Below are 24282 nucleotides of genomic sequence, written 5' to 3'. Positions count from 1 at the left end.
CGTCGTCCGGCCCGTGCCGGAACTACCCTGGGAAAGGTGGCAGGGACCGTGCTCACCAACATCGGGCTCGACGCGTTCCTCGACGGAACCCCGGAGCTCCGTGACCCTTCGTCCGTACGGGCGGCGGACGCCGTGCTCGCGCTGCTCGCGCTGCGCGGAGCCGACCGCAGGAGCGGGCTGCCCGAACCGAGCGTGGAGCTGGTGCGGAGGCTGCTCGTCGAGGACGCGCCCGCCTTCGTCTACGCCACCCCCGAGGAGCTGGCGGCCTACCCCGCCGTGCTCGTGGCGCTCACCGCGCGCGTGCGGGAGGCCGGGCGGCTGAACGGCAAGCGGCAGGCGCGGATCGTGGCCGCGGTCGAGGACATCGTGCCCGACTTCGAACGGGCCATGAACGACCCCGCCAACTACACCTGGCAGCGCTGGTACGCCTCCCTCCTGCGCGCCGACGGCACCGACCCCGCCGACCCCGGCGGCGTACGGGCCTGGCTCGCAGGGCACGACGGGATGCGGCCCCCGGACGGGCTCAACCGGGCGGACCTGATGAACCGCAGCGACGTAGCCGACTCCCTCCTCGCCGACGCGCTCAGCGGCGCCTACGTGCGCGAGGCGGAGCGGCCCTCGCCCGCAGGGCCCCTGCTCACCGACGCGGAGGTCGCGCACGGCCTCGGCAGGCTGGGCGGCCTCCTGGTCGACCGGTGGACCGCCGAAGGGCTCTCCGGCGCGCTCACGGGACCGTACGCCCATCTCGCCCCGGGCCCCGAGGCCTTCCCGCACCTCGTCCTCGCCGACACCCTCCTCGACGAGCACCTCAACTACTACGAGGACTCCGCCGTCCCGCTGCCGCCCCCGCCCGTCGAGGCCCACGAGCCCCAGCGCTCCGTCGAGGCAGGCGCGGACCTGCTGGCGGCGGCCGTCGAGGAGATGAAGGGCGAGGACGGCGGCCTGTACGACGGCGAGGCCGCGCACCTGCTCTACGCGCTCTACCAGCGGGGCGCCTGCGCCGAGTCGGTCGCCCGCAGGGCCGCCGAGTTCGAGGACTGGCCGGTCGACCCCCGTCTGGAGGACGCCCCCGTCCTCGTACCGGTGAACGCTCCCGAGGAGTACGCCCTCCCGCCCCTCGACGAGCTGGCCCGGCTCACCGGGACCGAGGCCACCGAGGAGCAACGGGCGGCGCTCGAACCGGGCGCCCGCGCCATGGCCGACGCCGTCGACCGGCTTGCCGGCACCGGCATGGTCTTCCGTACCGGCGACGCCTTCGGCCTCACGCCCTGGGGCGTCGAGGTCCTCCACTACCTGCTGCGGGTGCGGTGGGTCGCGGCGCCCGACGGCAAGGAGGCCGCCGCCTGGGACGCCCGCACCGTGATCGCGGCCGCCGAGGGCTGGTCCGCCGCGGCGGCGACCCGCGTCCTCGCCGAGTGGCTGCACGCCCACGGCGACTCCGTCGACGCCTGGTCCGCGCTGCTCGGGGCGCTCGGCACGGTCCACGCCGGGACCTTCGAGGCAGCCGGGACCCGCGCGCTCTTCGGCTTCCTCGACCCCGAAGCCGTCCCCGTCGAGGCGCTGCGCGGCGCCCTCGACGACCCGGTGATGGGCGCGTACGCCTACGGCGTGCTGCGCGCCCGGGGCGAGCCGGCGGACGAGACACCGGTACCGCGATCCGCCCGCGCCGTCCTGATCCTGGACCGGCTCTCCCGGCACGGCGACGACCGGCGGACGGTCCTCGACACCGCCGCCGAGAACTGGCCGGGCGGCGTCGACGCCCTGGTCGCGGAGATGGCGGCGGTCGACCCGTATCTCGCGGAGCGGACCCTCGGCGCGCTCCGCATCCCGCTGCCGGAGAGGAAGCGCACGAACGGCCGGGGGAACGGGCGGACGAGCGAGCGGGCGCGGCGCCGCGGCCGGAGCGGACGCCGCACCCGCTGATCCCCGTGGGGGGTCGGTGCGACCGTCAGGAGACGGCCGTCAGATACATGCCGGAGGCGCCGGCGCCCGCGGTGTTGCGGCAGGAGAAGTTCCCGCTCGGCCGGGCCTGGATCAGCGCGAGGCAGCGGCCGAGCGCCAACTGCCCGTAGTGGTTGGGGTGGACGTTCTCCTGGATCGGCCCCTGGGTCTCGTTCGGGTCGATCCAGCGCGCCCACTCGCTCGTCGCGGCCGAGGCGGGCACCGTCGCGCTGACCAGCTTGCTGGTCTTCGCGCACACCTCACGGCCCTGGAGCATGTCGCGCAGATCCATGAACTGCACGCCCTTGGCGGCCGCGACCCCCTTGAGCCTGTTCGAGACCTGGGGGACCAGGGTGTCCCGCGCCCAGTCGGCGTCCAGGTTCCAGAACGGGCAGCCGCCCGTGTTCGTACGGCTCCAGCCGCTCTCCGGGTACCGGTTCTCGGCGCCGCGCGGGATGGGGGAGGGGTACGACTGGAGCACGATCCGGTAGTCGGACGCGGCGTATCCGGCGCCCGCCATGACGGCGCGGATCTCGTCCACGGACTTGTCCACGCCCGCCATGGCCGCGTCGATCTTCCCGTCCACCGCGGCCTGCTGGTCGTCGTGGCAGTACGAGTACCAGACGATGTAGTCGGTCGCGCAGCTCCGGATGATGTCGGCGAACCCCAGGTCGTTGCCGCCGACCGACAGCACGATCGTCCCCACGTCGTGGGAGGCCGCGACGGCCGCCAGCTGGTCGGCCTGCGGGGCCTCGCCCTTGTACGCCACGCCGCCGTTCGAGGCGCGGAAGACGTTCCGGGTCGTCGCCCCCGAGCAGGCCAGGTTGATCAGCCCCGAGGCGATCGGGCCCGCGCTCTTCACCTCCGCCGAGTCGGAGCGGTGGCAGCCGTTGGCCGCCGTCGTCCCGTACACCCGGCTCGGGTCGTACGCGCTTCCCGTCCACGCCCGGTCGGTGCCGTTCCGGTTGCCGCTCGTCGTCAGGCTGTTGCCCTGCCAGCGTCCCGCCTCGCCGGAGATGTAGCTGTCGCCCATCGACACGACGGCGGTGGGCCCCGAGCCGTTCGCGGCGACGGTGGGGGCGACCCCGGCGGTCAGGAGGGCGCCGGCGGCGAGCGCTACGGTGACGAGTCTTCGGGCCGTGCGGTGGGGGGTTCTGGGCATGGCTGTGTTCTCCTGCGTCGGTGCAGAGGAGTGGGGGACAGCCGCCGGCCGGTGGCATGCGGAATCTGGCATGCCGTGGCTTGTTACCGCTAGGTAGCGTCTGGTTTCGGTTACGTCACGTGCCCTGTGAAACGCACTGGAGCGAAAGTCCAGGGAGTGGTCGGGGACGGAAAAAGCTCCGCCCCCGGTGCTGTGCGTTCACCGGGGGCGGAGCTTGTTGTTCGGCCGCTGTGCGGGTCAGCCGAAGAAGGGGGAGAGGGGGACTCAGCCGATGAGCTGGTCGTACGCGGGGAGGGTCAGGAAGTCCGCGTAGTCGGCGTCGAGCGAGACGTGCAGGAGCAGGTCGTGGGCCTGCTGCCACTTGCCGGCCGCGAATGCCTCCTCGCCGATCTCCGCGCGGATCGCGGCCAGTTCCTCCGCCGCGACCTTGCGGGTCAGCTCGGGAGTGGCCGTCTCGCCGTTCTCGAAGACGACGCCCGCGTTGATCCACTGCCAGATCTGCGAGCGCGAGATCTCCGCCGTGGCCGCGTCCTCCATCAGGTTGAAGATGGCGACCGCGCCGAGTCCGCGGAGCCAGGCCTCGATGTAGCGGGTGCCGACCTGGACCGCGTTGCGCAGGCCGTCGTACGTCGGCTTCGCGTCGAGCGAATCGATGGCGATCAGGTCTCCGGGCGCCACCGACACGTCCTCGCGCAGCCGGTCCTTCTGGTTCGGCTTGTCGCCGAGGACCGCGTCGAAGGAGGCCATCGCGATCGGGACCAGGTCCGGGTGGGCGACCCAGGAGCCGTCGAAGCCGTCGCCGGCCTCGCGGTCCTTGTCCGCCTTGACCTTCTCGAACGCGACCTTGTTCACCTCGGCGTCCTTGCGGGACGGGATGAACGCCGCCATGCCGCCGATCGCGTGCGCACCGCGCTTGTGGCAGGTGCGGACGAGGAGTTCGGTGTACGCGCGCATGAACGGGGCCGTCATCGTGACCGCGTTGCGGTCCGGCAGGACGAACTTGGCCCCGCCGTCACGGAAGTTCTTGACGATGGAGAAGAGGTAGTCCCAGCGGCCCGCGTTGAGGCCCGCGGCGTGGTCGCGGAGCTCGTAGAGGATCTCGTCCATCTCGTACGCGGCCGTGATCGTCTCGATGAGGACGGTGGCGCGGACGGTGCCCTGCGGGATGCCGACGTAGTCCTGCGCGAAGACGAAGATGTCGTTCCAGAGGCGGGCCTCCAGGTGCGACTCCGTCTTCGGGAGGTAGAAGTACGGGCCCTTGCCGAGCTCGATCAGGCGCTTGGCGTTGTGGAAGAAGTACAGGCCGAAGTCGACCAGCGCGCCGGGGACCGGGCGGCCCTCGAACGTCAGGTGACGCTCCTCCAGGTGCCAGCCTCGCGGCCGCATGACGACCGTGGCGAGCTCGTCGGCCGGCTTGAGCGCGTAGGACTTGCCCGACTTCGGGTCCGTGAAGTCGATCTGCCGGGTGTACGCGTCGATCAGGTTGACCTGACCGAGGATCACGTTCTCCCAGGTCGGGGCCGAGGCGTCCTCGAAGTCCGCGAGCCAGACCTTGGCGCCCGAGTTCAGCGCGTTGATCGTCATCTTCCGGTCGGTCGGGCCGGTGATCTCGACGCGGCGGTCGTTCAGGGCCGCCGGGGCCGGCGCGACCCGCCAGGAGTCGTCCGCGCGGACGGCGGCGGTCTCCGGCAGGAAGTCGAGGGTCGAGGTGCGGGCGATCTCGGCGCGGCGCTCCGCCCGGCGGGCGAGAAGCTCGTCCCGGCGCGGGGTGAACCGACGGTGCAGCTCCGCCACGAAGGCGAGAGCCGCGTCGGTCAGCACCTCCTCCTGCCTCGGCAGGGGCGCGGCTTCGACGATCGCCAGGGGGGACGGCGCTGGTGCGGACATGAACTGTCACTTCCTTCAGCGGACTTCGCGGGCGGTGCTGGGCGGTGCGGGGCGGTGCCTGTGCGGCCGCCGGGCGTCACGGAACGGCACGGAGTGCCGCAGGCGCCGAGATACGGCCGCTGAGCGCCGTCAGAGGATCAGGCGCTTCTGAACAGTGGATACTAGTTTCCTCATGGTGGAAGTTCAATCGTTTGTTGATATCGAGATTCTCTGGATCGACAGAACATGGCGCTCAGTGCCACGGCCTTCACTCAAGGTGCGCCAGATCCGCCTCCGTGTCGATGTCGTAGGGCTCGGCCACATCCGAACAGTCCACCAGGGTGATCGCATCCCGGTGCGTCTTCAGGTAGTCCCGCGCACCCTGGTCGCCGACCGCCCCCGCCGCGATCCCCGCCCAGCGGTCCGCGCCGAACAGCACCGGATGGCCGCGCTTCCCGTCGTACGAAGCGGCCGCGAGCGCGTCCCGCGAGCGGTACGCCGACCGGACCCGGTCCACCGCCTCCGCGCCGATCCCCGGCTGGTCCACCAGGGACACAAGGGCCGCGTCCACCGGCAGCGTCTCGGCCGCCAGGGACGCGAGGCCGGCGCGCAGCGAGGACCCCATGCCCTCCGCCCACTCCGGGTTGTCGACCAGGACGCAGCCCGGCAGCCGCGCCCGCTCCCGTACGAGCTCGGCCGAGGCCCCGAGGACGACATGGATCACCTCGCAGCCGCCCTCGCGCAGCACGCGCACCGCGTGCTCGACCAGCGGGCGGCCGCGGTGGGTGAGCAGCGCCTTGGGGCGGCCGCCGAGGCGCCGCCCGCCGCCCGCGGCGAGGAGCAGACCGGCCACAAGAGGGGTCGAATGCCGTGTGTTCGTCATGCTGACTGCATACCCCATGACACGGACGCCTGAATTGTGTCCGCGATGTGGCGCGCCGGGCGCGCCATGGCGTTAACTGGCTCGCGACTCCGGGCGCCTGGCCATCGTTCGACCGGTCGGCTCGGAGTGGGGGAGTTCGGCGCACAGTGTCGTGCGAGGGGGAGAACTTTTGTTGCGAAGCGTTGGGCAGAGGCGTGTGACAACCGGCGGCGACGAGGACCCGAGGGTGGCGGAGCTGCGTGCCGCCGTCTCCCGGCTCCGCCGCGAACTCGCGGGCCACCGAGCCGAGTTCACCGACCGGGGGATCGCCGAGGACGAACTCGCCGCACTGGACGCGATGGCCGTCAGCGGCGTCCCGGAGGTACGGCGCCTGCGCCGCTCCCTGCTCCTGATCGCCGGCTCGATCGGCTCCGTCAGCGCCCTCGCGCACGGCCTCGCGAACGTCCGCCAGGCGGTCGAACTCTTCGGCGAACCGCCACGCTAGGTCTGACGGCGGGGCGGGTGGCTGGGGCGCTGCCGGCGGCACGGGCCGCACCGGCGCCGAAAACCACGTGCGCGGCGGCCCGCCCCCGCCCTAGCCTCCCGGGTCATGGCTGATGCTGATGACGACGGTTACTTCGGCGAGGATGTCGCCGCGCGCTACGACAGCGGTTCGGCGGACATGTTCCGCCCCGAGGCGGTCGACCCGGCCGTCGACCTGCTGACCGGGCTCGCCGACGGCGGACCCGCCCTCGAGTTCGGCATCGGCACGGGCCGTCTCGCGCTGCCGCTGGCCGGCAGAGGCGTCCGGGTGCACGGCATCGACCTCTCCCGGGCGATGGTGAAGCGGCTGCGCGCCAAGCCCGGCGGCGCGGACCTCGACGTCACGATCGGGGACTTCGCGACCACCCGCGCCACGGGCGCGGGCACCTTCACCACCGCGTACCTCGTCTTCAACACCATCAACAACCTGACCTCGCAGGACGCCCAGGTGGAGTGCTTCCGCAACGCCGCGGCCCACCTCGCACCCGGCGGCACCTTCGTCATCGAGGTCGGGGTGCCGCCGCTGCGCCTCCTGCCGCCGGGGCAGAGCGCTGTCCCGTTCCACGTCGACGCGACCTCGTGGGGCTTCGACACCCTGGATCCGGCCACCCAGGCGATGAGCTCCCACTACTTCTCGATCACGGGCGACGGCCGTGCCGAACACCGGGCCATCCCGTTCCGCTACGTGTGGCCCTCGGAGCTCGACCTGATGGCGCGGCTCGCCGGGATGCGGCTGCGCGACCGGTGGCAGGACTGGGACGGCACCCCGTTCACCGGGGAGAGCCGCCGGCATGTGTCCGTGTGGGAGAAGGCGTCCTAGTCAGGACGGGCACCTGATCAGGACGGGCGTCTGATCAGCCTTCGCGAGGTCGCCGTCGCCACCGCCGCCGTGCGGGAGTCCACGCCCAGCTTCGCGAAGACGTGCACCAGGTGGGACTTCACCGTCGCCTGGCTCAGGAACAGCGCCTTGCTGATCTGCTGGTTCGACAGACCCTCGCCCACCAGCTGGAGCACCTCCAGCTCCCGCTTCGTCAGCGCCTCCGCCGGGGTCCGCATCCGGTCCATCAGGCGGTGCGCCACCGCCGGGGCCAGCGCCGACTGGCCCGCCGCCGCCGTGCGGACCGCCGCCGCCAGCTCCTCCGGCGGGGCGTCCTTCAGGAGATAGCCCGAGGCGCCCGCCTCGACCGCCGCCAGGATGTCCGCGTCGGTGTCGTACGTGGTCAGGACCAGGACGCGCGGCCCGCCGGTACGCGCCGTGATCGCCGCCGTCGCCTCCGAGCCGTGCATCCCCGCGCCGAACTGCAGGTCCATCAGGACCACGTCCACCCCGCCCGTCTCGGCCAGCTCCACCGCCCGCTCGGCGGTGGCCGCCTCGCCGACCACGGCGAAGTCCGGTTCGGTGTCCAGGACCGCGCGGAGCCCGGCCCGTACCACCGGATGGTCGTCGGCCAGCAGAAGACGGATCGTCATGTCGACACTCCAGCGGGAAGGGGGAGGGAGACGGCGACCGCCGTGCCCTGGCCGGGGGCCGACTCCACCGTGAACGTGCCGCCCAGCGACTCCGCCCGGGCGCGCATCGCCGGCAGCCCGAAACCGCCGTCCTCCGACGAGGGCGAGAGCAGCGCCGGGTCGAAGCCCTTGCCGTCGTCGACCACGTCAAGGGTCACCGAGGCGTCCATGAACGACAGCGTGATCTCCGCGCGTGCCGCGGAGGCGTGCCGCACCGTGTTCGCGAGCGCCGACTGGGCGATCCGCAGCAGCGCCACCTCGTACGGCGTCGGCAGCTCCACCGGCGTCCCGCTCACGTGGAGGCGGGCCCGCGGGGAGGGCTCCGGGCCAGGCTCGCACAGCCGCTCCAGGGCCGCCGCGAGCGAGCCGTGCTCCAGGTCCGGCGGCGAGAGCGCCCGTACGAACCGCCGGGCCTCCGCCAGGTTGTCCTGCGCCGCCCGCCGCGCCCCCTCGATGTGCCCGGCGGCAGGCGAGCCCGCCGGCAGCGCCCGCTCGGCGGCCCGCAGCAGCAGCTGGATCGAGGAGAGCCCCTGCGCGAGCGTGTCGTGGATCTCCCGCGCCAGCCGCTCGCGCTCCGCGAGCGTGCCCGCGTGCCGCTCGGCCGCCGCCAGCTCCGCCCGGGTCGCGATCAGCTCCTCCACCATTCGTCGGCGCCGCTCGCTCTCCCGGTACAGCGCCTGATAGCCGAGGACCGTCGCCACGGCCACCGCACCGCCGAGCAGCGGCCCGATGAAGACCCCGGGGTTGAGCGTCGCGCCATGGCGTACGTACGACAGGATCGCCGCGACCGCCGTCAGGGCCACCGCGGGCAGTGCCCAGCGGATCGGCAGCAGGTGCAGCTGGAGGAAGTACAGCGGGAACGCCACCCACAGCCCGTCGGGCGTGGCCCAGAGCAGCGCCAGCCAGGACGCGCACAGCACGGCCAGCCAGAGCGCGGCGGCCCGCTGCGAGTCCCGTACGGAGGGCAGTACGGACCCGGCCGCGTACACCCCGCCCGTCACGGCGGCGAGCGCGATCCCGGCCCCCGTGTCCGCGCGGAGCGCCGCGAGGGCAAGGAGTCCCGCCATCAGCAGGTGCAGACAGAGACGCAGCGCGCGCAGGGCGGGGGTGAGGGAACGCGGATCCATGGTCCGTCCAGCGTAGGCCGGGGCAGACAATCCGGACTCAACCAAAGGATTGATTCCGGAGCCATCCGTGGCGCGATGCCAGGGGCCGTCGGGGGAGGGAAAGCTGGGCCGCATGTTCGTGGCATGGAGAGACCTGAGATTCGCCAAAGGGCGATTCACGCTGATGGGAGCCGTGATCGTGCTGATCACGCTGCTCGTAGGCCTGCTGTCCGGGCTGACCGCCGGACTCGCCCGCGAGAACATCTCCGCGATCACCGGGCTGCCGGCGGACCGGCTGGCCTTCGCCGCTCCGCCGTCCGGCCGGTCGGTCTCCTTCACCAACTCGACGGTGACGGAGGGGCAGTGGCGGCGGTGGGCCGAGCGGCCGGGTGTCGCGAGCGCGCAACCGCTCGCCATCCGCACGCTCAACGGCGCCGCCGGGGACCGTACGGTCGCCGTCTCCGTCTTCGGTACGGAACCGTCGGCGGCCCTCGCGCCCGAGAGCCGGAAGCTGGGCCCCGGGCGGGTCGTCCTCTCCGAGTCCGCGGCCGAGGAACTGGGCGTCGGCGTGGGCGGGGCCGTACGCCTCGGCCCGCTGGAGGCCCATGTCGCGGCCGTCGCCGGAGACGCCTCGTACAGCCACACGCCCGTCGTCTGGACCTCGCTCGACGACTGGCAGAAGCTCGGGCACAACGGCACCACCCCCGAGGAACAGGCCACGGTCATCGCCCTGCGCGTGACGGACGGGGCCGACCTCGCGGCGGCCGACGCCGCACTGGAGACGGAGTCGCGGACCATCGACGAGGCGCTCACCGCCATAGGGTCCTACCAGGCCGAGAACGGCTCGCTGCAGCTGATGCGGGGCTTCCTCTTCGCCATCTCCGCGCTGGTCATAGGGGCCTTCTTCACCGTCTGGACGATCCAGCGGAGCGGTGACGTGGCCGTCCTGAAGGCGCTCGGCGCCTCGACCCCGTACCTGCTGAAGGACGCGCTCGGACAGGCGGTCCTGATGCTCGGCGCCGGGACGCTGTTCGGCACCGCCCTCGCGGTCGGCGCGGGGGTGCTGATCAGCGGCGGGAACGTGCCGTTCGTCCTGGAGCCGCTGACCGTGCTCGGCCCGGCCGCCGTGATGATCGTGCTCGGTGTCCTCGGCGCCGCCCTGTCCATCCGGCGGATCACCGCCGTCGACCCCCTGACCGCGCTCGGGAGCGCCCGATGACCCTGATCCTTGACGACGTGACCCTGACCTACCCCGACGGCGACGGGCGTCTGACCGCCCTCGACGCCGTTTCCCTGGAGGTCCCCGCCGGTCACCTCACGGCGGTCGTCGGACCCTCCGGCTCGGGCAAGTCCAGCCTGCTGGCGGTGGCGGCGACGCTGGTGACCCCGGACCGGGGACGGGTCGTCGTGGCCGGTACGGACACGGGGACGCTCGACCGGGCGGGGCGGGCGGCGCTGCGGCGCGAGCGGATCGGGATCGTGTTCCAGCAGCCGAACCTGCTGCCGTCGCTTACGGCCCTGGAGCAGGTGCAGGTGATGGCGCATCTGTCGGGTGCGAGGCCTTCGGCGGTACGGGGGAGGGCCCTGGCGCTCCTGGACGCGGTCGGTCTCGTGGACCAGGCGTCACGGCGGCCGCACCAGCTGTCCGGCGGTCAGCGCCAGCGGGTCAACATCGCGCGGGCCCTGATGAACGACCCGTCCGTCCTGCTCGTCGACGAGCCCACGAGCGCCCTCGACCACGAGCGGGGCGCGGCGGTCATGGACCTGCTGGCGGGCCTGACGCGGGAGCGGGGGACGGCGACGGTGCTGGTGACCCACGACCGCACCCACGCCACGCGCGCGGACACGGTGGTCCTGGTGGAGGACGGCCGGCTCTCGGAGCGAGCGGCGGCTGCCTGACCGGACGACTACGGCTGCCTGACCGGCAAGATGCGGAAAGGCCCTCTCCCCGCGGGGAGAGGGCCTTTCCGTGCGTCAGGTACTACGCCTGGCCGTTGGCCGCCGTGTTCGCGAGGGCCGTGGACAGCTCCTGGGCCACTTCCTGGAGGATCGGGACGATCTTCTCCGTCGCCGACTCCGTCACCCGGCCCGCCGGGCCCGAGATCGAGATCGCCGCCGCAGTGGGGGAGTTGGGGACCGACACCGCGAGGCACCGGACTCCTATCTCCTGCTCGTTGTCGTCGACCGCGTACCCCGCCTCCCGCACGGCCGCCAGCGCGTCCAGGAAGCCGTCGGGCGTGGTGATCGTCTTCTCCGTCGCCGCCGGCATGCCCGTACGGGAGAGCAGTGCGCGCACCTCGTCGGCAGGGGTGTAGGCGAGCAGCGCCTTGCCCACGCCCGTGGAGTGCGGCAGCACCCGCCGGCCGACCTCGGTGAACATGCGCATCGAGTGCTTGGACGGCACCTGCGCGACGTACACGATCTCGTCGCCGTCGAGCAGCGCCATGTTCGCGGTCTCGCCGGTCTCCTCGACGAGCCGCGCGAGGTACGGGCGCGCCCAGGTGCCGAGGAGCCGGGAGGCGGACTCGCCCAGGCGGATGAGGCGGGGGCCGAGCGCGTACCGGCGGTTGGGTTGCTGGCGTACGTAGCCGCAGGCCACGAGCGTGCGCATCAGCCGGTGGATCGTGGGGAGCGGCAGCCCGCTGCTGGCGGAGAGCTCGCTCAGCCCGACCTCGCCCCCGGCGTCCGCCATCCGCTCCAGAAGGTCGAAGGCGCGCTCGAGGGACTGGACACCACCGCTCGCGGCGGCGGGCTTGGCGGCGTCGGAGGTGCTGGCGCTGGACGTCGGCACGTCAAGGTCCTTTCGGGGCAGGCGGGCAAGGCAGCAGCCTACCGGGCCGTCCGGTCGGACACACGGTCCCGGCCCCGGCGTAAAGGCCGGTCAAGGGGTGTTTGTCCGGTGTCGGCGGGCGCCCGGCGGCATCCGTCTCCGCCCCGCATGTGCGGAGCTACGTTCTACTGTACGAAATTTCTATTCCACTTCATGGAAACATCCAAGCGGCCCGCCACATCCCGGCGGGCGGCGCCGCTCGACGGGCCCATGCTGGAAGTGTGCCCTTGACGACATGTCGTCCTGAGTGAAGACTCCTTCAACAGTTCGTTGAAATTCTTGCTGGAAGGGGTACGGGTGGACGTCAACCTGGTACTGCGCTCGACTCGCGTCATCACCCCCGAGGGGACGCGGGCCGCGTCGATCGCCGTCTCCGGCGGAACGATCGCCGGTGTGCTGCCGTACGACGCCGAGGTACCGGCCGGCGCCCGGCTCGAGGACGTCGGCGACGACGTCGTGCTCCCCGGGCTCGTCGACACCCACGTACACGTGAACGACCCCGGCCGCACGGAGTGGGAGGGCTTCTGGACCGCCACCCGCGCCGCCGCCGCCGGTGGCATCACCACGCTGCTCGACATGCCGCTGAACTCGCTCCCGCCCACCACGACGGTCGAGCACCTGCGGATCAAGCAGGACGTCGCCCGTACCAAGGCGCACATCGACGTCGGCTTCTGGGGCGGCGCGCTGCCCGACAACGTCAAGGACCTGCGCCCGCTCTTCGACGCCGGTGTCTTCGGCTTCAAGTGCTTCCTGTCGCCGTCCGGCGTGGACGAGTTCCCGCAGCTCGACCAGGAGCAGCTGGCCGCCTCCCTCGCCGAGATCGCCGGCTTCGACGGCCTGATGATCGTCCACGCCGAGGACCCGCACCACCTGGCGGCGGCGCCGCAGAAGGCGGGCGAGAAGTACGCCGACTTCCTGGCCTCCCGGCCGCGCGACGCCGAGAACACCGCCATCGACAACCTGATCAACCAGGCCCGCCGCCTCAACGCGCGCGTGCACGTGCTGCACCTGTCGTCCTCGGACGCGCTGCCCCTGATCCGGGCCGCGAAGGCCGAGGGTGTCAAGATCACGGTCGAGTCGTGCCCTCACTTCCTCACGCTGACCGCGGAGGAGGTCCCGGACGGGGCTACCGAGTTCAAGTGCTGCCCGCCGATCCGCGAGGCGTCCAACCAGGACGCCCTGTGGGAGGGCCTGGCCGACGGCACGATCGACTGCATCGTCTCCGACCACTCGCCGTCCACCGCCGACCTGAAGACCCCGGACTTCGCCTCCGCCTGGGGCGGCATCTCCTCCCTCCAGCTGGGTCTTCCCGCCATCTGGACCGAGGCCCGGCGCCGCGGCCACGACCTGACCGACGTGGTCCGCTGGATGTCCGCCGCCCCCGCCGCCCTCGCCGGGCTTGAGCGCAAGGGCGCGATCGAGGCCGGCCGCGACGCCGACTTCGCCGTGCTCGACCCCGAGGCGACCTTCACCGTCGACCCGGCCGAGCTCGAGCACCGCAACCGCGTCACCGCCTACGCCGGCAAGACCCTGCACGGCGTCGTGACGTCCACCTGGCTGCGCGGCGAGCGCATCGCCGACCGCGGCACCCTCGCCGAGCCCACCGGCCGTCTCCTCGAAAGGAACAACTGACCCGTGACCGGCATACCCTCCTTCACCGGCGACGCCAGCCCCTACGGCGGCGGTGACCCGTACGCGGACTACCGCACCGCGGACTTCCCGTTCACGCAGTACGCGGACCTGGCCGACCGGCGCCTCGGCGCGGGCGTGACCGCCGCCAACGACGAGTTCTTCGCCGAGCGCGAGAACATGCTGAAGCCCGAGGCCGCCGAGTTCGACCCGGAGCACTTCGGGCACAAGGGCAAGATCATGGACGGCTGGGAGACCCGCCGCCGACGTGGTGTCTCGGCCCAGCAGCCCCACCCGACCGAGGACGACCACGACTGGGCGCTCGTCCGTCTCGGCGCCCCCGGTGTCGTACGCGGCATCGTCGTCGACACCGCGCACTTCCGCGGCAACTACCCGCAGGCCGTCTCCGTCGAGGCCGCCTCGGTGGCCGGCTCCCCGTCGCCGGAGGAACTCCTCGCGGACGACGTGAAGTGGACGACGCTCGTCCCGCGCACCGCGATCGGCGGCCACGCCGCCAACGGCTTCGCCGTCGACGTCGAGCAGCGCTTCACGCACCTGCGCGTCAACCAGCACCCGGACGGCGGCATCGCCCGCCTGCGCGTGTACGGCGAGGTCGCCCCCGACCCGCGCTGGCTTGCCGTCCTCGGCACCTTCGACCTCGCGGCACTGGAGAACGGCGGCCAGGTCGAGGACGCCTCCGACCGCTTCTACTCCCCGGCCACCAACACCATCCAACCGGGCCGCTCCCGCAAGATGGACGACGGCTGGGAGACGCGGCGCCGCCGCGACAAGGGCAACGACTGGATCCGCTACAGCCTGGCCGCCGAGTCGGAGATCCGCGCCGTCGAGATCGACACGGCGTACCTCAAGGGCAACAGCGCGGGCTGGGCGGCGCTCTCCGTCGCCGCGGAGGGCTCCGAGGACTGGACCGAGGTCCTGCCCCGGACCCGCCTCCAGCCGGACACCAACCACCGCTTCGTGCTCGACACCCCGGCGGTCGGCTCCCGAGTCCGGGTCGACATCTACCCCGACGGCGGCATCTCCCGCCTCCGCCTCTTCGGTTCGCTCACCGAGGAGGGCGCGGCGCGCCTGACGGCCCGCCACCAGGAACTGGGCGGGTAACGACACCCCGCCCGGCCCGCGAGGGCGCACCGGCCGACAGCACCGGTGCGCCCTCGCGAACCCCTTTCTCGGCGCGCCCTTCGGCCCACTCGCCGGCGCCCGTGCGTTCCCCTACGCCGCGTACCCGCCGTCCACCGCGAACTCCGCGCCCGTCACGTACTCCGCGTCCGGGCCCGCGAGGAACGCCACCATCGCGGCGACCTCCTCGGCCGTGCCGTAGCGGCCCAGGGCCGTCATCTCCGCCTGGCTCTGCGCGTACGGGCCGTCCGCCGGGTTCATGTCGGTGTCGATCGGGCCGGGGTGGACGATGTTCGCGGTGATGCCGCGACCGCCCAGCTCCCGCGCGAAGGACTTGGTCAGGCCGACCAGGGCCGACTTGCTCGTCGCGTAGAGCGTGCCCCCCGGGCTCGGGACCCGGGCCGTCATGCACGTACCGATCGTGACGATCCGCCCGCCCCGCTCCATCCGCCCCGCCGCCGCCTGGGCGGTGAGGAAAGCGGCCCGTACGTTCACCGCGAGGACCCGGTCCACGTCCGCGAGGGTCAGCGAGTCCAGCGGGGCGATCACCCCGACCCCGGCGTTGCTGACCAGCACGTCGAGCCGGCCCAGCGCGTCCGCCGCCCACTCCACCGCGCCCGCCGCGTCCCCGGCCCCCGCCGCGTCCGCCCGGAGGGGGAGCGCCTTGCGCCCGGCCGCCTCGATCCGCGCGGCCACCTCCATCGCCCGCTCCTCGCCCGTGACGTACGTGAACGCCACGTCCGCGCCCTCCCGGGCCAGCCGCAGCGCCGTCGCCGCGCCGATCCCCCGGCTGCCGCCCGTCACCAGGACCGCCTTGCCAGCCATGCTGTTCATGCCGTGCGTGCCGTTCATGCCGTGCGTGCCGTTCGTCGTGGACATCTCGACCTCCGTAAGAAGTACCCATTACTCGTTGCGGGTTCAATCAAAGTCGGCCGGGGTGCCGGACGCTGGCGGCAATCGGACAGCGAGGATCAGGCGCCGATGAGTTTCGCCGGGGGGTGGGGTCAGAGCTTGTGAGACACGATGGACCGGGGGCACGGGACCCGGCACTTCAGCACTGCGAAGGGGCACCACCATGGGCAAGCTCTCCCTCACCCAGTTCGTGACGCTTGACGGCGTCTACCAGGCGCCCGGCGGGCCCGACGAGGACCGCAGGAGCGGCTTCGAGCACGGCGGCTGGGCCTTCCCGTTCGGGGACGACGACTTCGGCGCCTTCGTCGACGAGATCTTCGGGCGGCCCGCCGCCTTCCTGCTCGGCCGCCACACGTACGAGATCTTCGCCTCGTACTGGCCCAAGCAGACCGACCCCGCCAACCTCATCGCCTCCCAGCTCAACGCTCTCCCCAAGTACGTCGCCTCCCGCACCCTGGAGACCGCCGACTGGGCCCCGACGACGATCCTCTCCGGCGACGCAGTCCAAGAGGTCGCGGCCCTGAAGGACCGCGTCGACGGCGAGATCCAGATGCACGGCAGCGGCGGGCTCGCGCGGTCCCTGATGGCCGCCGACCTCATCGACACGCTCCACCTGCTCGTCTTCCCCATCGTCCTCGGCGCCGGCTTCCGGCTCTTCGCCGAGGGCGCCAAGCCCACCGCCTTCCGCAACGTCGGGTCCAGGACCACGAGCACGGGCATCTCCATCAACACGTACGAGCTGGCGGGCCGGCCCGAGTACGGCACGTTCGAGTAGCCGAGCCTCAGCCGAGCCGCTCAGCCGAGGCCCAGCGGATCCCCTGCCGAGCCCGGCAAAAGGTGTAGCCACCACGGGCCTCTCCCGATACGGTGATCGTCCCGCGTGCGAGCCGCCGAAGTCTCCACTCCGTCCGACGTGTTGGAGCAGGCCGCCCCGATGTCCACGATCGCCGCTTCCGTAACCCTCCGCGCCCCGCGCCGCGCCTGGCTCACCGACCTCCCGGTGCTCCTCGTCGCCGTCGTCTGGGGCGCCAGCTACCTCGCCGCCAAGGGCATCACCACCACGCACACCGTCGTGGCCGTCCTCGTCCTGCGCTTCGCCGTCGTCCTGCCCGCGCTCGCGGTCGCCGGATGGCGCGGGCTGCGGGCGCTGCGGGCGGACCAGTGGCGCGGCGCGGGCCTCCTCGGCCTGATCCTCAGCGGGATCTTCCTCCTGGAGACCTATGGCGTCGTCCACACCTCCGCCACCAACGCGGGCCTGATCATCAGCCTCACCATGATCCTCACCCCGCTCGCCGAGGCCGCCGTCACCCGGACCAGGCCGCCGCGCGCGTTCCTCGGCGCCGCCGGGCTCTCGGTGGCCGGTGTGCTGCTGCTGACCCAGGGCGCCGGCTTCACCGCCCCCTCCCTCGGCGACCTCCTGATGCTGCTCGCCGCCCTCGCCCGTACCGTGCACGTCATGGCCATGGCCCGGCTCAAGGCCGTCCAGGACGCCGACTCGTTCTCCCTCACCACCGTCCAACTCGGCTCGGCCGTCGCCGTCTTCGCGCTGCTCGCCACCCTCCCCGGCACGGGCGCGTCGCCCTGGTCGGTGGCGCTCGACTTCGGGCCGCGCGAATGGGCCGGACTGCTCTTCCTCTCCGTCTTCTGCACGCTCTTCGCCTTCTTCGTGCAGATGTGGGCCGTCCGCCGCACCTCCCCGTCCCGGGTCAGTCTGCTGCTCGGTACGGAACCGCTGTGGGCCGCCGCCGCGGGCATCGCGATCGCCGGCGACCGCCCCGGCGTGCTGGGCCTCGCGGGCGCCATCCTCGTGCTCGCGGGCACGACTTGGGGCCGCCGGGCCGCCGACGAGAGCGCCCGGTAGGTTCTTGCCCCATGCGTTCACTGCCGTACGACATAGACTTCCGCGCCCGCGCACGGCGCACCCAGGGCTGGGGACTCGGGCTGCTCACGGTCGCGGGGCTGCTGTGGATCTGGTTCGTGGTCGGGATCTTCCTCCCGTACAACGCCGTCGACGGCCGCAGCGAGGACGAGTGCGAGTCGCGCTGGAGCTCGGAGTACCTGCACAGCGAGGGCGACGCGTGCGTCGCCGAACGCGACTGGCCCGAGATGGTCGCCGTCCTCGGCGGCTCGATCCCGTTCGCGGTGATCGGCGGGGTCCTCTACACCAGCGGCTCCGTCTCCCACCGGATGGCCGAGCACCTCGCCGAGGTCACCCGCCTCAACGAGGCGGGTCAGGGACGCTCGTAGGCCTCAGGGACGCTCGTAGAACTGGAGCACCCCGCCGACGGAGAAGCAGACCGCTCCGGTGAGGGTGCCCCAGTTGGCGATGTCGACGTTCACCAGACTCCCGGTCGCCGGTCGGGTGAAGGCGGCCAGTGCCGACACCATGAAGAGGACCGAACCGAGCTGGTTGACCGCGACGATCCACCAGGCGAGTTCGTGCGCGCGCACGCGGGGTCTGCCGTGGCAGACCTCGACCAGCGCGAGGTGCCCCGAGACCAGGAACAGGATGCACCCGACCATGTCGGGGGCCCAGATGAGCCGGTTCGCCTGGTGCACCGTGAGCCCCTGCAGCAGGGAGCCCACGAGGTTGATGCCGAACACGATCGTGCCGGCGAACAGCAGGAACGCGCTGAGCCAGTCGATCCGGGCGGGCTCGTACCTCCACCAGGACCAGGGCCGCGCGGCGAGCACGCCGGCCGCACCGTCCCGGAGGGGTGTGTTGACGGCCTGGAGGAGTGAGGCGTACCCGCCGGTGTTGAAGAAGAGGCCGCCGGCGAAGTAGATCCAGGCGCCCGTCACGTCACCCGGTCCGAACTGGGCCAAGCCGGCGCCGAGGGCGAAGAGCGCCCCGCCGACCGTGAACGCGCCCGCGGCGACGGCGTTGAGCCTGCGTGTCCGGCCGACGGCCACGCTGTCCGCCGTACGGGAGCGAGGCTCCGGCTCCCCGACGGCGTGGACGGTCAGCCGCGCGCGTTTGCGCGCCAGGCGCGACTCCCAGACCGCGGTGCCACCGTCCCCGAGCCGCCAGGTGAGCCGGGTCGTGAACGGTCCCGGTCCCTCGGCGTGTTCTGTGCCTCTGGCCACCCGCCGACTCTATCCCCTGGGTGACGAATCGTGCCTTTTCGGACGTACTGTAACGGGTACCGGCGTCCCCCAGCGGGTTCTAGGCGAGCACATTGACCGCGCGGGCGACCACAAGGCCGAGGATGAGCAGCGAGACGAGCGACTGGACCGCCATGGCGATCTTGGCCCAGGGGGCCAGCGGCATGACATCGGTGGGGCTGAACGCCGTGGCGTTGGTGAGTCCGAGGTACAGATAGTCGACGAAGCGGGGGCGCCAGTCGGGGGTGCTGAGCTGGGGGCTGAGCTGTTGGGGGAAGGCGAGCGAGGGGGCGGCGGGCATGTGGTGGGCGCGGGCGCCCGGGCCGCCGCTGTCGAGTTCGAAGTACAGCAGGGAGAAGGCGAGGACGGTACCGGCCCAGACGGTCCCGCCGGTCTGCAGCAGACTCGCCGCCGAGGCGGTCTCCGCCCCGTCGTGGATGATGTCGTCGACCAGCTGGACGGTCGACCAGACGGCGCCGAGCGCGAGGACGCCGACCAGGGCGACCGCCACGGTGCGCAGGGCGGAGGAGCGGCGGTCGATCCGGCCCGGGTCGCCCGCGATCAGCGCCAGCAGAAGCAGCCCCTCGACGCTGGGGAGCACCCAGGCGGGGGCAAGCCGCAGGTCGTCGGGGAGCAACAGGGTCAGCACCATGGCGGCGACGACGGCGGTGGCCATCGGCCAGCGTGCCTCGCCGACGACCCGGTCCTGCCGCTCCGGCCCGTTCGGCCCGGGGGCGTGCTGTCGGCTCACGTCGGTAGCCCCCTGTCGGTGTCGCGCGCCGTTCGCCACTCGACCCCACCCCACTACACCTCGGCGAGCCGCGCACCGCCCGGGAGCCGTCCGGGGCATCCGGTCATCGGAACGACCGACCGGCCTCCCCTCACGTACGGCGCTTGGTGTCGGCGATCATGACGATCGCGAAGCCGACGACCGCGATCGCCACGTTGGCGAGGATCTCGCGACCCTCCAGGAACCAGACGTTCTCCGTCAGTGCCCGGGTGAACCCCATGATGGGGAACCAGCCCGTCAACTCGCGCACCACCCCCGCCAGGCCGCCGAACAGCACAACCCCGCCCACGAACTCCACGAACTTCCTCATGGGCCGATCCTGGCGCTCGGGGCGCTGCCCCCGCGTCGGCCACGAGGCCACACCCGGTGCTACCGAAGTCGCCTCCCGCGCGACTTTGGTAGCTTCCGGCGGCTCCGGACCGGCTCCGCGCCCCTGACGTGCGTACTTTGGTCTGTATGACACGTACGGACCCCTACGCCTGGCTGCTGCCGTCGGCCATGGCCGACCCCGCGGCCGGCGGCGCGTCCGGCCGCAGGCCGCGGCGGACCGTACGGGACTGGGTCGTCGACACGGCGCTCTTCCTCTGCGCCGTCTTCGTCGGCCTCCTGGCCGCCGAGGCCAGCGACCAGCTCAACAGCGAGGTCGTGGCCTTCGCGGACCAGGTCGTCGGCGCCGTCGCCTGCTGCGCTCTCTGGCTCCGCCGCCGCTGGCCCGTGGGGCTCGTCGTCGTGCTCTCCCTCGTCAGCGTCGTCGCGCCGGTCGCCGGGGGAGCCTTCCTCGTGAGCCTCTTCAGCGTCGCCGTCCGGCGGCCCTTCCGGGAGATCGCCTGGATCAGCGCGCTGGCCGCCGTCTGCTCCGTCGCCCAGGTCTTCGTACGCCCCGACCCCTCCACCGGCGTGCCGCTCGGGATCGCCATCGGGCTGATCCTGATCCTGCTCATGACCGCCTGGGGCATGCTCGTACGCTCCCGGCGCCAGCTCGTCGAGGCGCTGCGGGAACGGGCCCGGCGCGCCGAGGCCGAGGCCGAGCTCCGCGCCCAGCAGGCCCAGCGGCTCGCCCGGGAGGCCATCGCCCGCGAGATGCACGACGTCCTCGCCCACCGCCTCACCCTGCTCAGCGTGCACGCGGGAGCCCTGGAGTTCCGCCCCGACGCCCCGCCCGAGCAGGTCGCCCGGGCCGCCGGCGTCATCCGCGACAGCGCCCACGAGGCGCTCCAGGACCTCCGGGAGATCATCGGGGTGCTGCGCGCGCCCGGCGAGGGCGGTGAGGGGGACCGCCCCCAGCCGACCCTGGCCACCCTCGACGAGCTCGTCGCCGAGTCCCGCGCCGCCGGGGCGAAGGTCGTCCTGGACACCACCGTCGACGACCCGGCCGCCGTCCCCACCGCCACCGGCCGCACCGTCTACCGGATCGCGCAGGAGGGCCTCACCAACGCCCGCAAGCACGCCCCGGGCACCGACGTCACCGTCACGGTGCGCGGCCGCCCGGGGGAGGGCCTGACCGTGGACATCCACAACCCCGCCCCCACGGGACCGGTCCCGCACGTCCCCGGATCCGGCCAGGGCCTCATCGGCCTCACCGAGCGCGCGACCCTCGCCGGCGGACGCCTCGACCACGGTCCCGCCCCCGACGGCGGCTTCATCCTCCACGCCTGGCTACCGTGGCCCCCATGACCATCCGGCTGCTCATCGTCGACGACGACCCCCTGGTCCGCGCGGGACTCACCCTGATGCTCGGCGGCGCCGACGACATCGACATCGTCGGGGAGGGCACCGACGGCAGGGACGTCCCCGACCTCGTCGCCCGGCTCGCCCCCGACGTCGTCCTCATGGACATCCGGATGCCGTACGTCGACGGCCTCACCGCCACCGAACGGCTCCGCGCCCGACCCGACGCGCCCCAGGTCCTCGTCCTCACCACCTTCCACGCCGACGAACACGTCCTGCGCGCCCTGCGGGCCGGGGCCGCCGGCTTCGTCCTCAAGGACACCCCGCCGACCGAGATCGTCGCCTCCGTACGCCGCGTCGCCTCCGGCGACCCCGTCCTCTCCCCGGCCGTCACCCGCCAGCTGATGACCCACGTCGTCGGCCACCAGGAGCAGCCGCGCCGCACCACCGCCACCGTCCGCCTCGCCGAACTCGCCGACCGGGAACGCGAGGTGGCGATCGCCATCGGCCGAGGCCAGTCCAACGCCGAGATCGCCGCCGCCCTGTACCTGAGCGTGCCGACGGTCAAGACCCACGTCTCACGCATTCTGGCCAAACTCGACCTCAACAACCGTGTCCAGATCGCCCTCCTGGTCCACGACGCGGGCCTCCTCGACGAGGACGGCCGATAGCCGCGATCCAGGGGGTGCCCGGCGGATCATGGCCGGGGCCGCGACGCCTGGCACGGCACCTCGCCGCGTTGCCGAAACGCCTGAATAGCTCCGCTATTGAGGCGCTTCGGCGCCTTGCGATGCACCGCACCAGACGCCGCGGCCTATCCGGCCCTGATCCGCCGGGCACCCCCTACGCTGGGACGATGTCCGTCATCGATCTGGGGGAGTACGGCGCGGACTTCACCGCGAACCCGTATCCCTACTACGCGAAGCTCCGCGAGAGCGGTCCCGTCCACCACGTCCGTATGCCCGACGGCTGGGAGTTCTGGCTCGTCGTCGGTCACGAGGAGGGGCGGGCCGCCCTCACCGACCCGCGGCTGGTCAAGTCGCCCTCGGTCATCGGCGTCACGCCGGTCGACGAGGAGGTCATCGGTCCCAACCTGCTCGCCGTCGACCCGCCGGACCACACCCGGCTGCGCAAGCTCGTCGCCCGGGAGTTCACCGCCCGACGGGTGGAGGCGCTGCGGCCGCGCGTCCAGGAGCTCGCCGACGAGCTCGTCGAAGCGATGGCCTCGGAACCGGCCGGCCGCGCCGACCTCGTGGACGCCTTCGCCTTTCCGCTGCCCATCACCGTCATCTGCGAGCTCCTCGGCGTTCCGGCGGCCGATCGCGACGCCTTCCGCCGCTGGTCGAACGAGCTGGTCGCGCCGGCGAGCGGCACGCCCGAGCGGGAGATCGTCGAGGGGTTCGGCGCGTACCTCAGCGAGTTGATCGAGGACAAGCGGGCGGCCGGGCCCGCCGACGACCTGCTGTCCGCCCTGATCGCCACCCGCGACGAGGACGGCGACCGGCTCTCCCTGCCCGAACTGCGCGCGATGGCCTACGTGTTGCTCATCGCCGGGCACGAGACGACCGTCAACCTGATCTCCAACACGATGCGCGCCCTCTTCGCCCACCCGGACCAACTCGCCGACCTGCGCGCCGACTTCGGACTCATCGACGGGGCCGTCGAGGAAGGGCTGCGCTACGACGGTCCGGTGGAGACCAGCACCTTCCGGATCGCCAAGGAGGCGACCGCGGTCGGCGGCACGGAGATCCCCGCCCACGCGCCGGTCTTCGTCTCCCTCGCGGGCGCCGACCGCGACCCGGCGCGCTTCCCCGCACCGGACCGCTTCGACATCCGCCGCGAACCGCGCGGCCACCTCGCCTTCGGGCACGGCCTGCACTACTGCCTCGGCGCACCGCTCGCCCGCCTCGAAGGCGCCATCGCGATCCGGACACTCCTGGAGCGCTTCCCCCGGCTGGAACTCGACCCCGAAGCCGCTCCCTGGGAGTGGATGCCCGGCCTCCTCATCCGCGGCGTCCGCCGCCTGCCCGTCCGGTGGTGACCCCGGCAACCCTCTAGCCCCGACAACCCTCTGGCTCGGCCACCTGGCCGCCCGGCCCCCTACGACGCGATCTCGTCCAGGCGGACCGGGCGGCCCTCGCGCCGTGAGCGTTCGCAGGCCTCCGCGATGCGGAGGGCCTCCAGGGCCTCCCGCCCGTCGCAGGGGTTCGGGGCCTCGCCCCGGACCAGGCGTACGAACGCGTCCAGTTCGGCCTCGTACGCCGGAGCGAACCGTTCCAGGAAGCCCGTCCACGGCTTGACCGGGGCCGCCGGGCCCGTCGGCTCCACCGAGGTGAGGGGGGTCCGGTCGTCCAGGCCGACCGCGATCTGGTCGTGCTCGCCCGCCAGCTCCATCCGTACGTCGTACCCGGCGCCGTTGCACCGGGTCGCCGTCGCCACCGCCAGCGTGCCGTCGTCCAGGGTGAGCACCGCCGCCGCCGTGTCCACGTCGTCCGCCTCGCGGAACATCGCGGGACCCGCGTCCGAGCCGGTCGCGTACACCGAGACGACCTCCCGCCCGGTCACCCATCGCAGTATGTCGAAGTCGTGCACCAGACAGTCCCGGAAGAGGCCCCCGGAGAGCGGCAGGTACGCGGCGGGCGGCGGGGCCGGGTCCGAGGTCGCCGCCCGTACGGTGTGCAGCCGGCCGAGCCGCCCGGACCTGACCGCCTCCCGGGCCGCCGCGTACCCGGCGTCGAAGCGGCGCATGAAGCCGAGCTGGAGCTCCGTACCCGCCGACTCGACCGCCCGCAGCGCCCCGAGCGTGCCCGGCACGTCCAGGGCGATGGGCTTCTCGCAGAAGGCGGGCAGCCCGGCGCCCGCCGCGCGGGCGATCAGCTCGGCGTGGGCGGCGGTGGCCGAGGCGATGACGACGGCGTCGAGCGCGTGGTGGTCCAGGAGGGCGTCGACGCTCGGCGCCGGCTCCGCGCCGATCGCCCCGCCCACCCGCGCCGCCCGCTCGGCATCCGCGTCCGCCACCACCAGCGACTCGACCTCCGGGTGGCGGGCGAGCGCGCCCGCGTGGAAGGCCCCGATACGACCCGTTCCGATCAGTCCGATACGCATGGCCCCAAGGTGGTGCCGGACCGGGACCCTGTCAAGGATTTGTCAGGACAATCGGACTTCACCACTTCCTGTCATCATCTCCTCGGGCTACGCTCCCGTCCGTGTCCAAGCAGC

24 protein-coding genes are annotated in these 24282 nt (G+C 72.7%); 13 read left to right on the top strand and 11 right to left on the bottom strand.

Annotated features, from left to right (window positions below; translation table 11 throughout):
* The first annotated feature begins 36 nt into the window (after nt 1-36).
* Nucleotides 37-1923, top strand: coding sequence for a hypothetical protein (locus tag ACFWRO_RS28775; RefSeq protein ID WP_384514924.1), 1887 nt, complete (start codon nt 37-39; stop codon nt 1921-1923).
* A 25-nt stretch (nt 1924-1948) separates the two neighbouring features.
* Here the strand turns inward: ACFWRO_RS28775 and ACFWRO_RS28770 are convergent, their stop codons facing one another.
* The 3 genes from ACFWRO_RS28770 to ACFWRO_RS28760 all read right to left on the bottom strand — a co-directional run bounded on the left by ACFWRO_RS28770 (nt 1949) and on the right by ACFWRO_RS28760 (nt 5852).
* Nucleotides 1949-3103: a GDSL-type esterase/lipase family protein gene (locus tag ACFWRO_RS28770; RefSeq protein ID WP_384514921.1), complete on the bottom strand. Its 1155-nt coding sequence runs from the start codon at nt 3101-3103 to the stop codon at nt 1949-1951.
* 264 nt (nt 3104-3367) lie between these two features.
* A complete protein-coding gene (gene aceB / locus ACFWRO_RS28765; RefSeq protein WP_384514918.1) occupies nt 3368-4990 on the bottom strand; it encodes a malate synthase A in 1623 nt (540 codons plus the stop codon).
* Nucleotides 4991-5237: 247 nt separating this feature from the next.
* Entirely contained in the window at nt 5238-5852 is a 615-nt protein-coding gene (locus ACFWRO_RS28760) for an NTP transferase domain-containing protein (protein ID WP_384514915.1), read from the bottom strand.
* A 169-nt stretch (nt 5853-6021) separates the two neighbouring features.
* Here ACFWRO_RS28760 and ACFWRO_RS28755 point away from each other — a divergent pair, with 169 nt between their 5' ends.
* Together ACFWRO_RS28755 and ACFWRO_RS28750 are read left to right on the top strand one after the other, a co-directional pair.
* Nucleotides 6022-6336 (top strand): DUF5955 family protein, encoded by a 315-nt coding sequence (locus ACFWRO_RS28755; RefSeq protein WP_384514912.1) that lies wholly within the window; start codon nt 6022-6024, stop codon nt 6334-6336.
* 105 nt (nt 6337-6441) lie between these two features.
* Nucleotides 6442-7194 carry a class I SAM-dependent DNA methyltransferase gene (locus tag ACFWRO_RS28750; protein WP_384514909.1) on the top strand — a complete coding sequence of 251 codons (753 nt, stop codon included), beginning with the start codon at nt 6442-6444 and terminating at the stop codon, nt 7192-7194.
* A gap of 17 nt (nt 7195-7211) precedes the next feature.
* Here the strand turns inward: ACFWRO_RS28750 and ACFWRO_RS28745 are convergent, their stop codons facing one another.
* Together ACFWRO_RS28745 and ACFWRO_RS28740 are read right to left on the bottom strand one after the other, a co-directional pair.
* On the bottom strand, nt 7212-7844 hold the full coding sequence (locus ACFWRO_RS28745) for a response regulator (RefSeq protein WP_384514906.1): 633 nt from the start codon (nt 7842-7844) through the stop codon (nt 7212-7214).
* The gene (locus ACFWRO_RS28740; protein ID WP_384514903.1) at nt 7841-9010 is read right to left on the bottom strand and encodes a sensor histidine kinase; all 1170 of its coding nucleotides are present in this window, start codon (nt 9008-9010) and stop codon (nt 7841-7843) included. The genes ACFWRO_RS28745 and ACFWRO_RS28740 overlap by 4 nt, the downstream gene beginning before the upstream one ends.
* Before the next feature lie 112 nt (nt 9011-9122).
* Between ACFWRO_RS28740 and ACFWRO_RS28735 the strand changes: the two genes are divergently transcribed.
* Both ACFWRO_RS28735 and ACFWRO_RS28730 read left to right on the top strand, forming a co-directional pair.
* Complete coding sequence (locus tag ACFWRO_RS28735; protein ID WP_384514900.1) at nt 9123-10208, top strand: ABC transporter permease; 1086 nt, start codon at nt 9123-9125, stop codon at nt 10206-10208.
* Entirely contained in the window at nt 10205-10888 is a 684-nt protein-coding gene (locus tag ACFWRO_RS28730; protein ID WP_384514897.1) for an ABC transporter ATP-binding protein, read from the top strand. Before ACFWRO_RS28735 ends, ACFWRO_RS28730 begins: the two co-directional genes overlap by 4 nt.
* Before the next feature lie 82 nt (nt 10889-10970).
* Here the strand turns inward: ACFWRO_RS28730 and ACFWRO_RS28725 are convergent, their stop codons facing one another.
* Nucleotides 10971-11780, bottom strand: a complete 810-nt coding sequence (locus tag ACFWRO_RS28725) for an IclR family transcriptional regulator (RefSeq protein WP_384514894.1) — start codon at nt 11778-11780, stop codon at nt 10971-10973.
* Between the two features lie 336 nt (nt 11781-12116).
* On the opposite strand from ACFWRO_RS28725, the gene allB reads away from it, so the two are divergent.
* Both allB and alc read left to right on the top strand, forming a co-directional pair.
* Nucleotides 12117-13451, top strand: coding sequence for an allantoinase AllB (allB, locus tag ACFWRO_RS28720; RefSeq protein WP_384514891.1), 1335 nt, complete (start codon nt 12117-12119; stop codon nt 13449-13451).
* Nucleotides 13452-13454: 3 nt separating this feature from the next.
* Entirely contained in the window at nt 13455-14570 is a 1116-nt protein-coding gene (gene alc / locus ACFWRO_RS28715; RefSeq protein WP_384514888.1) for an allantoicase, read from the top strand.
* Between the two features lie 111 nt (nt 14571-14681).
* On the opposite strand, the gene ACFWRO_RS28710 is transcribed toward alc, so the two are convergent.
* Complete coding sequence (locus ACFWRO_RS28710) at nt 14682-15422, bottom strand: SDR family NAD(P)-dependent oxidoreductase (RefSeq protein WP_384515012.1); 741 nt, start codon at nt 15420-15422, stop codon at nt 14682-14684.
* Nucleotides 15423-15663: 241 nt separating this feature from the next.
* On the opposite strand from ACFWRO_RS28710, the gene ACFWRO_RS28705 reads away from it, so the two are divergent.
* From ACFWRO_RS28705 to ACFWRO_RS28695, 3 genes are all read left to right on the top strand, one after another.
* Nucleotides 15664-16275 (top strand): dihydrofolate reductase family protein, encoded by a 612-nt coding sequence (locus ACFWRO_RS28705; RefSeq protein ID WP_384514885.1) that lies wholly within the window; start codon nt 15664-15666, stop codon nt 16273-16275.
* 159 nt (nt 16276-16434) lie between these two features.
* Nucleotides 16435-17361, top strand: a complete 927-nt coding sequence (locus ACFWRO_RS28700) for a DMT family transporter (RefSeq protein WP_384515011.1) — start codon at nt 16435-16437, stop codon at nt 17359-17361.
* Nucleotides 17362-17372: 11 nt separating this feature from the next.
* Entirely contained in the window at nt 17373-17747 is a 375-nt protein-coding gene (locus tag ACFWRO_RS28695) for a hypothetical protein (protein WP_384514883.1), read from the top strand.
* 3 nt (nt 17748-17750) lie between these two features.
* Here the strand turns inward: ACFWRO_RS28695 and ACFWRO_RS28690 are convergent, their stop codons facing one another.
* The 3 genes from ACFWRO_RS28690 to ACFWRO_RS28680 form a co-directional block, all read right to left on the bottom strand.
* A complete protein-coding gene (locus ACFWRO_RS28690) occupies nt 17751-18587 on the bottom strand; it encodes a hypothetical protein (RefSeq protein WP_384514880.1) in 837 nt (278 codons plus the stop codon).
* Between the two features lie 79 nt (nt 18588-18666).
* On the bottom strand, nt 18667-19356 hold the full coding sequence (locus tag ACFWRO_RS28685; protein ID WP_384514878.1) for a hypothetical protein: 690 nt from the start codon (nt 19354-19356) through the stop codon (nt 18667-18669).
* Between the two features lie 130 nt (nt 19357-19486).
* On the bottom strand, nt 19487-19705 hold the full coding sequence (locus tag ACFWRO_RS28680) for a hypothetical protein (RefSeq protein WP_384514875.1): 219 nt from the start codon (nt 19703-19705) through the stop codon (nt 19487-19489).
* A gap of 146 nt (nt 19706-19851) precedes the next feature.
* On the opposite strand from ACFWRO_RS28680, the gene ACFWRO_RS28675 reads away from it, so the two are divergent.
* From ACFWRO_RS28675 to ACFWRO_RS28665, 3 genes are all read left to right on the top strand, one after another.
* Complete coding sequence (locus ACFWRO_RS28675) at nt 19852-21069, top strand: sensor histidine kinase (RefSeq protein WP_384514872.1); 1218 nt, start codon at nt 19852-19854, stop codon at nt 21067-21069.
* A complete protein-coding gene (locus ACFWRO_RS28670; protein ID WP_384514869.1) occupies nt 21066-21734 on the top strand; it encodes a response regulator in 669 nt (222 codons plus the stop codon). The genes ACFWRO_RS28675 and ACFWRO_RS28670 overlap by 4 nt, the downstream gene beginning before the upstream one ends.
* A 185-nt stretch (nt 21735-21919) precedes the next feature.
* Entirely contained in the window at nt 21920-23104 is a 1185-nt protein-coding gene (locus tag ACFWRO_RS28665) for a cytochrome P450 (RefSeq protein WP_384514866.1), read from the top strand.
* Nucleotides 23105-23163: 59 nt separating this feature from the next.
* Here the strand turns inward: ACFWRO_RS28665 and ACFWRO_RS28660 are convergent, their stop codons facing one another.
* Nucleotides 23164-24168 (bottom strand): Gfo/Idh/MocA family oxidoreductase, encoded by a 1005-nt coding sequence (locus ACFWRO_RS28660; RefSeq protein ID WP_384514863.1) that lies wholly within the window; start codon nt 24166-24168, stop codon nt 23164-23166.
* Nucleotides 24169-24282 lie beyond the last annotated feature (114 nt).

It is taken from the genome of Streptomyces sp. NPDC058579 (assembly GCF_042718575.1).
Taxonomy (GTDB): domain Bacteria; phylum Actinomycetota; class Actinomycetes; order Streptomycetales; family Streptomycetaceae; genus Streptomyces.
This window is presented reverse-complemented; position numbering and strand designations above follow the sequence as displayed.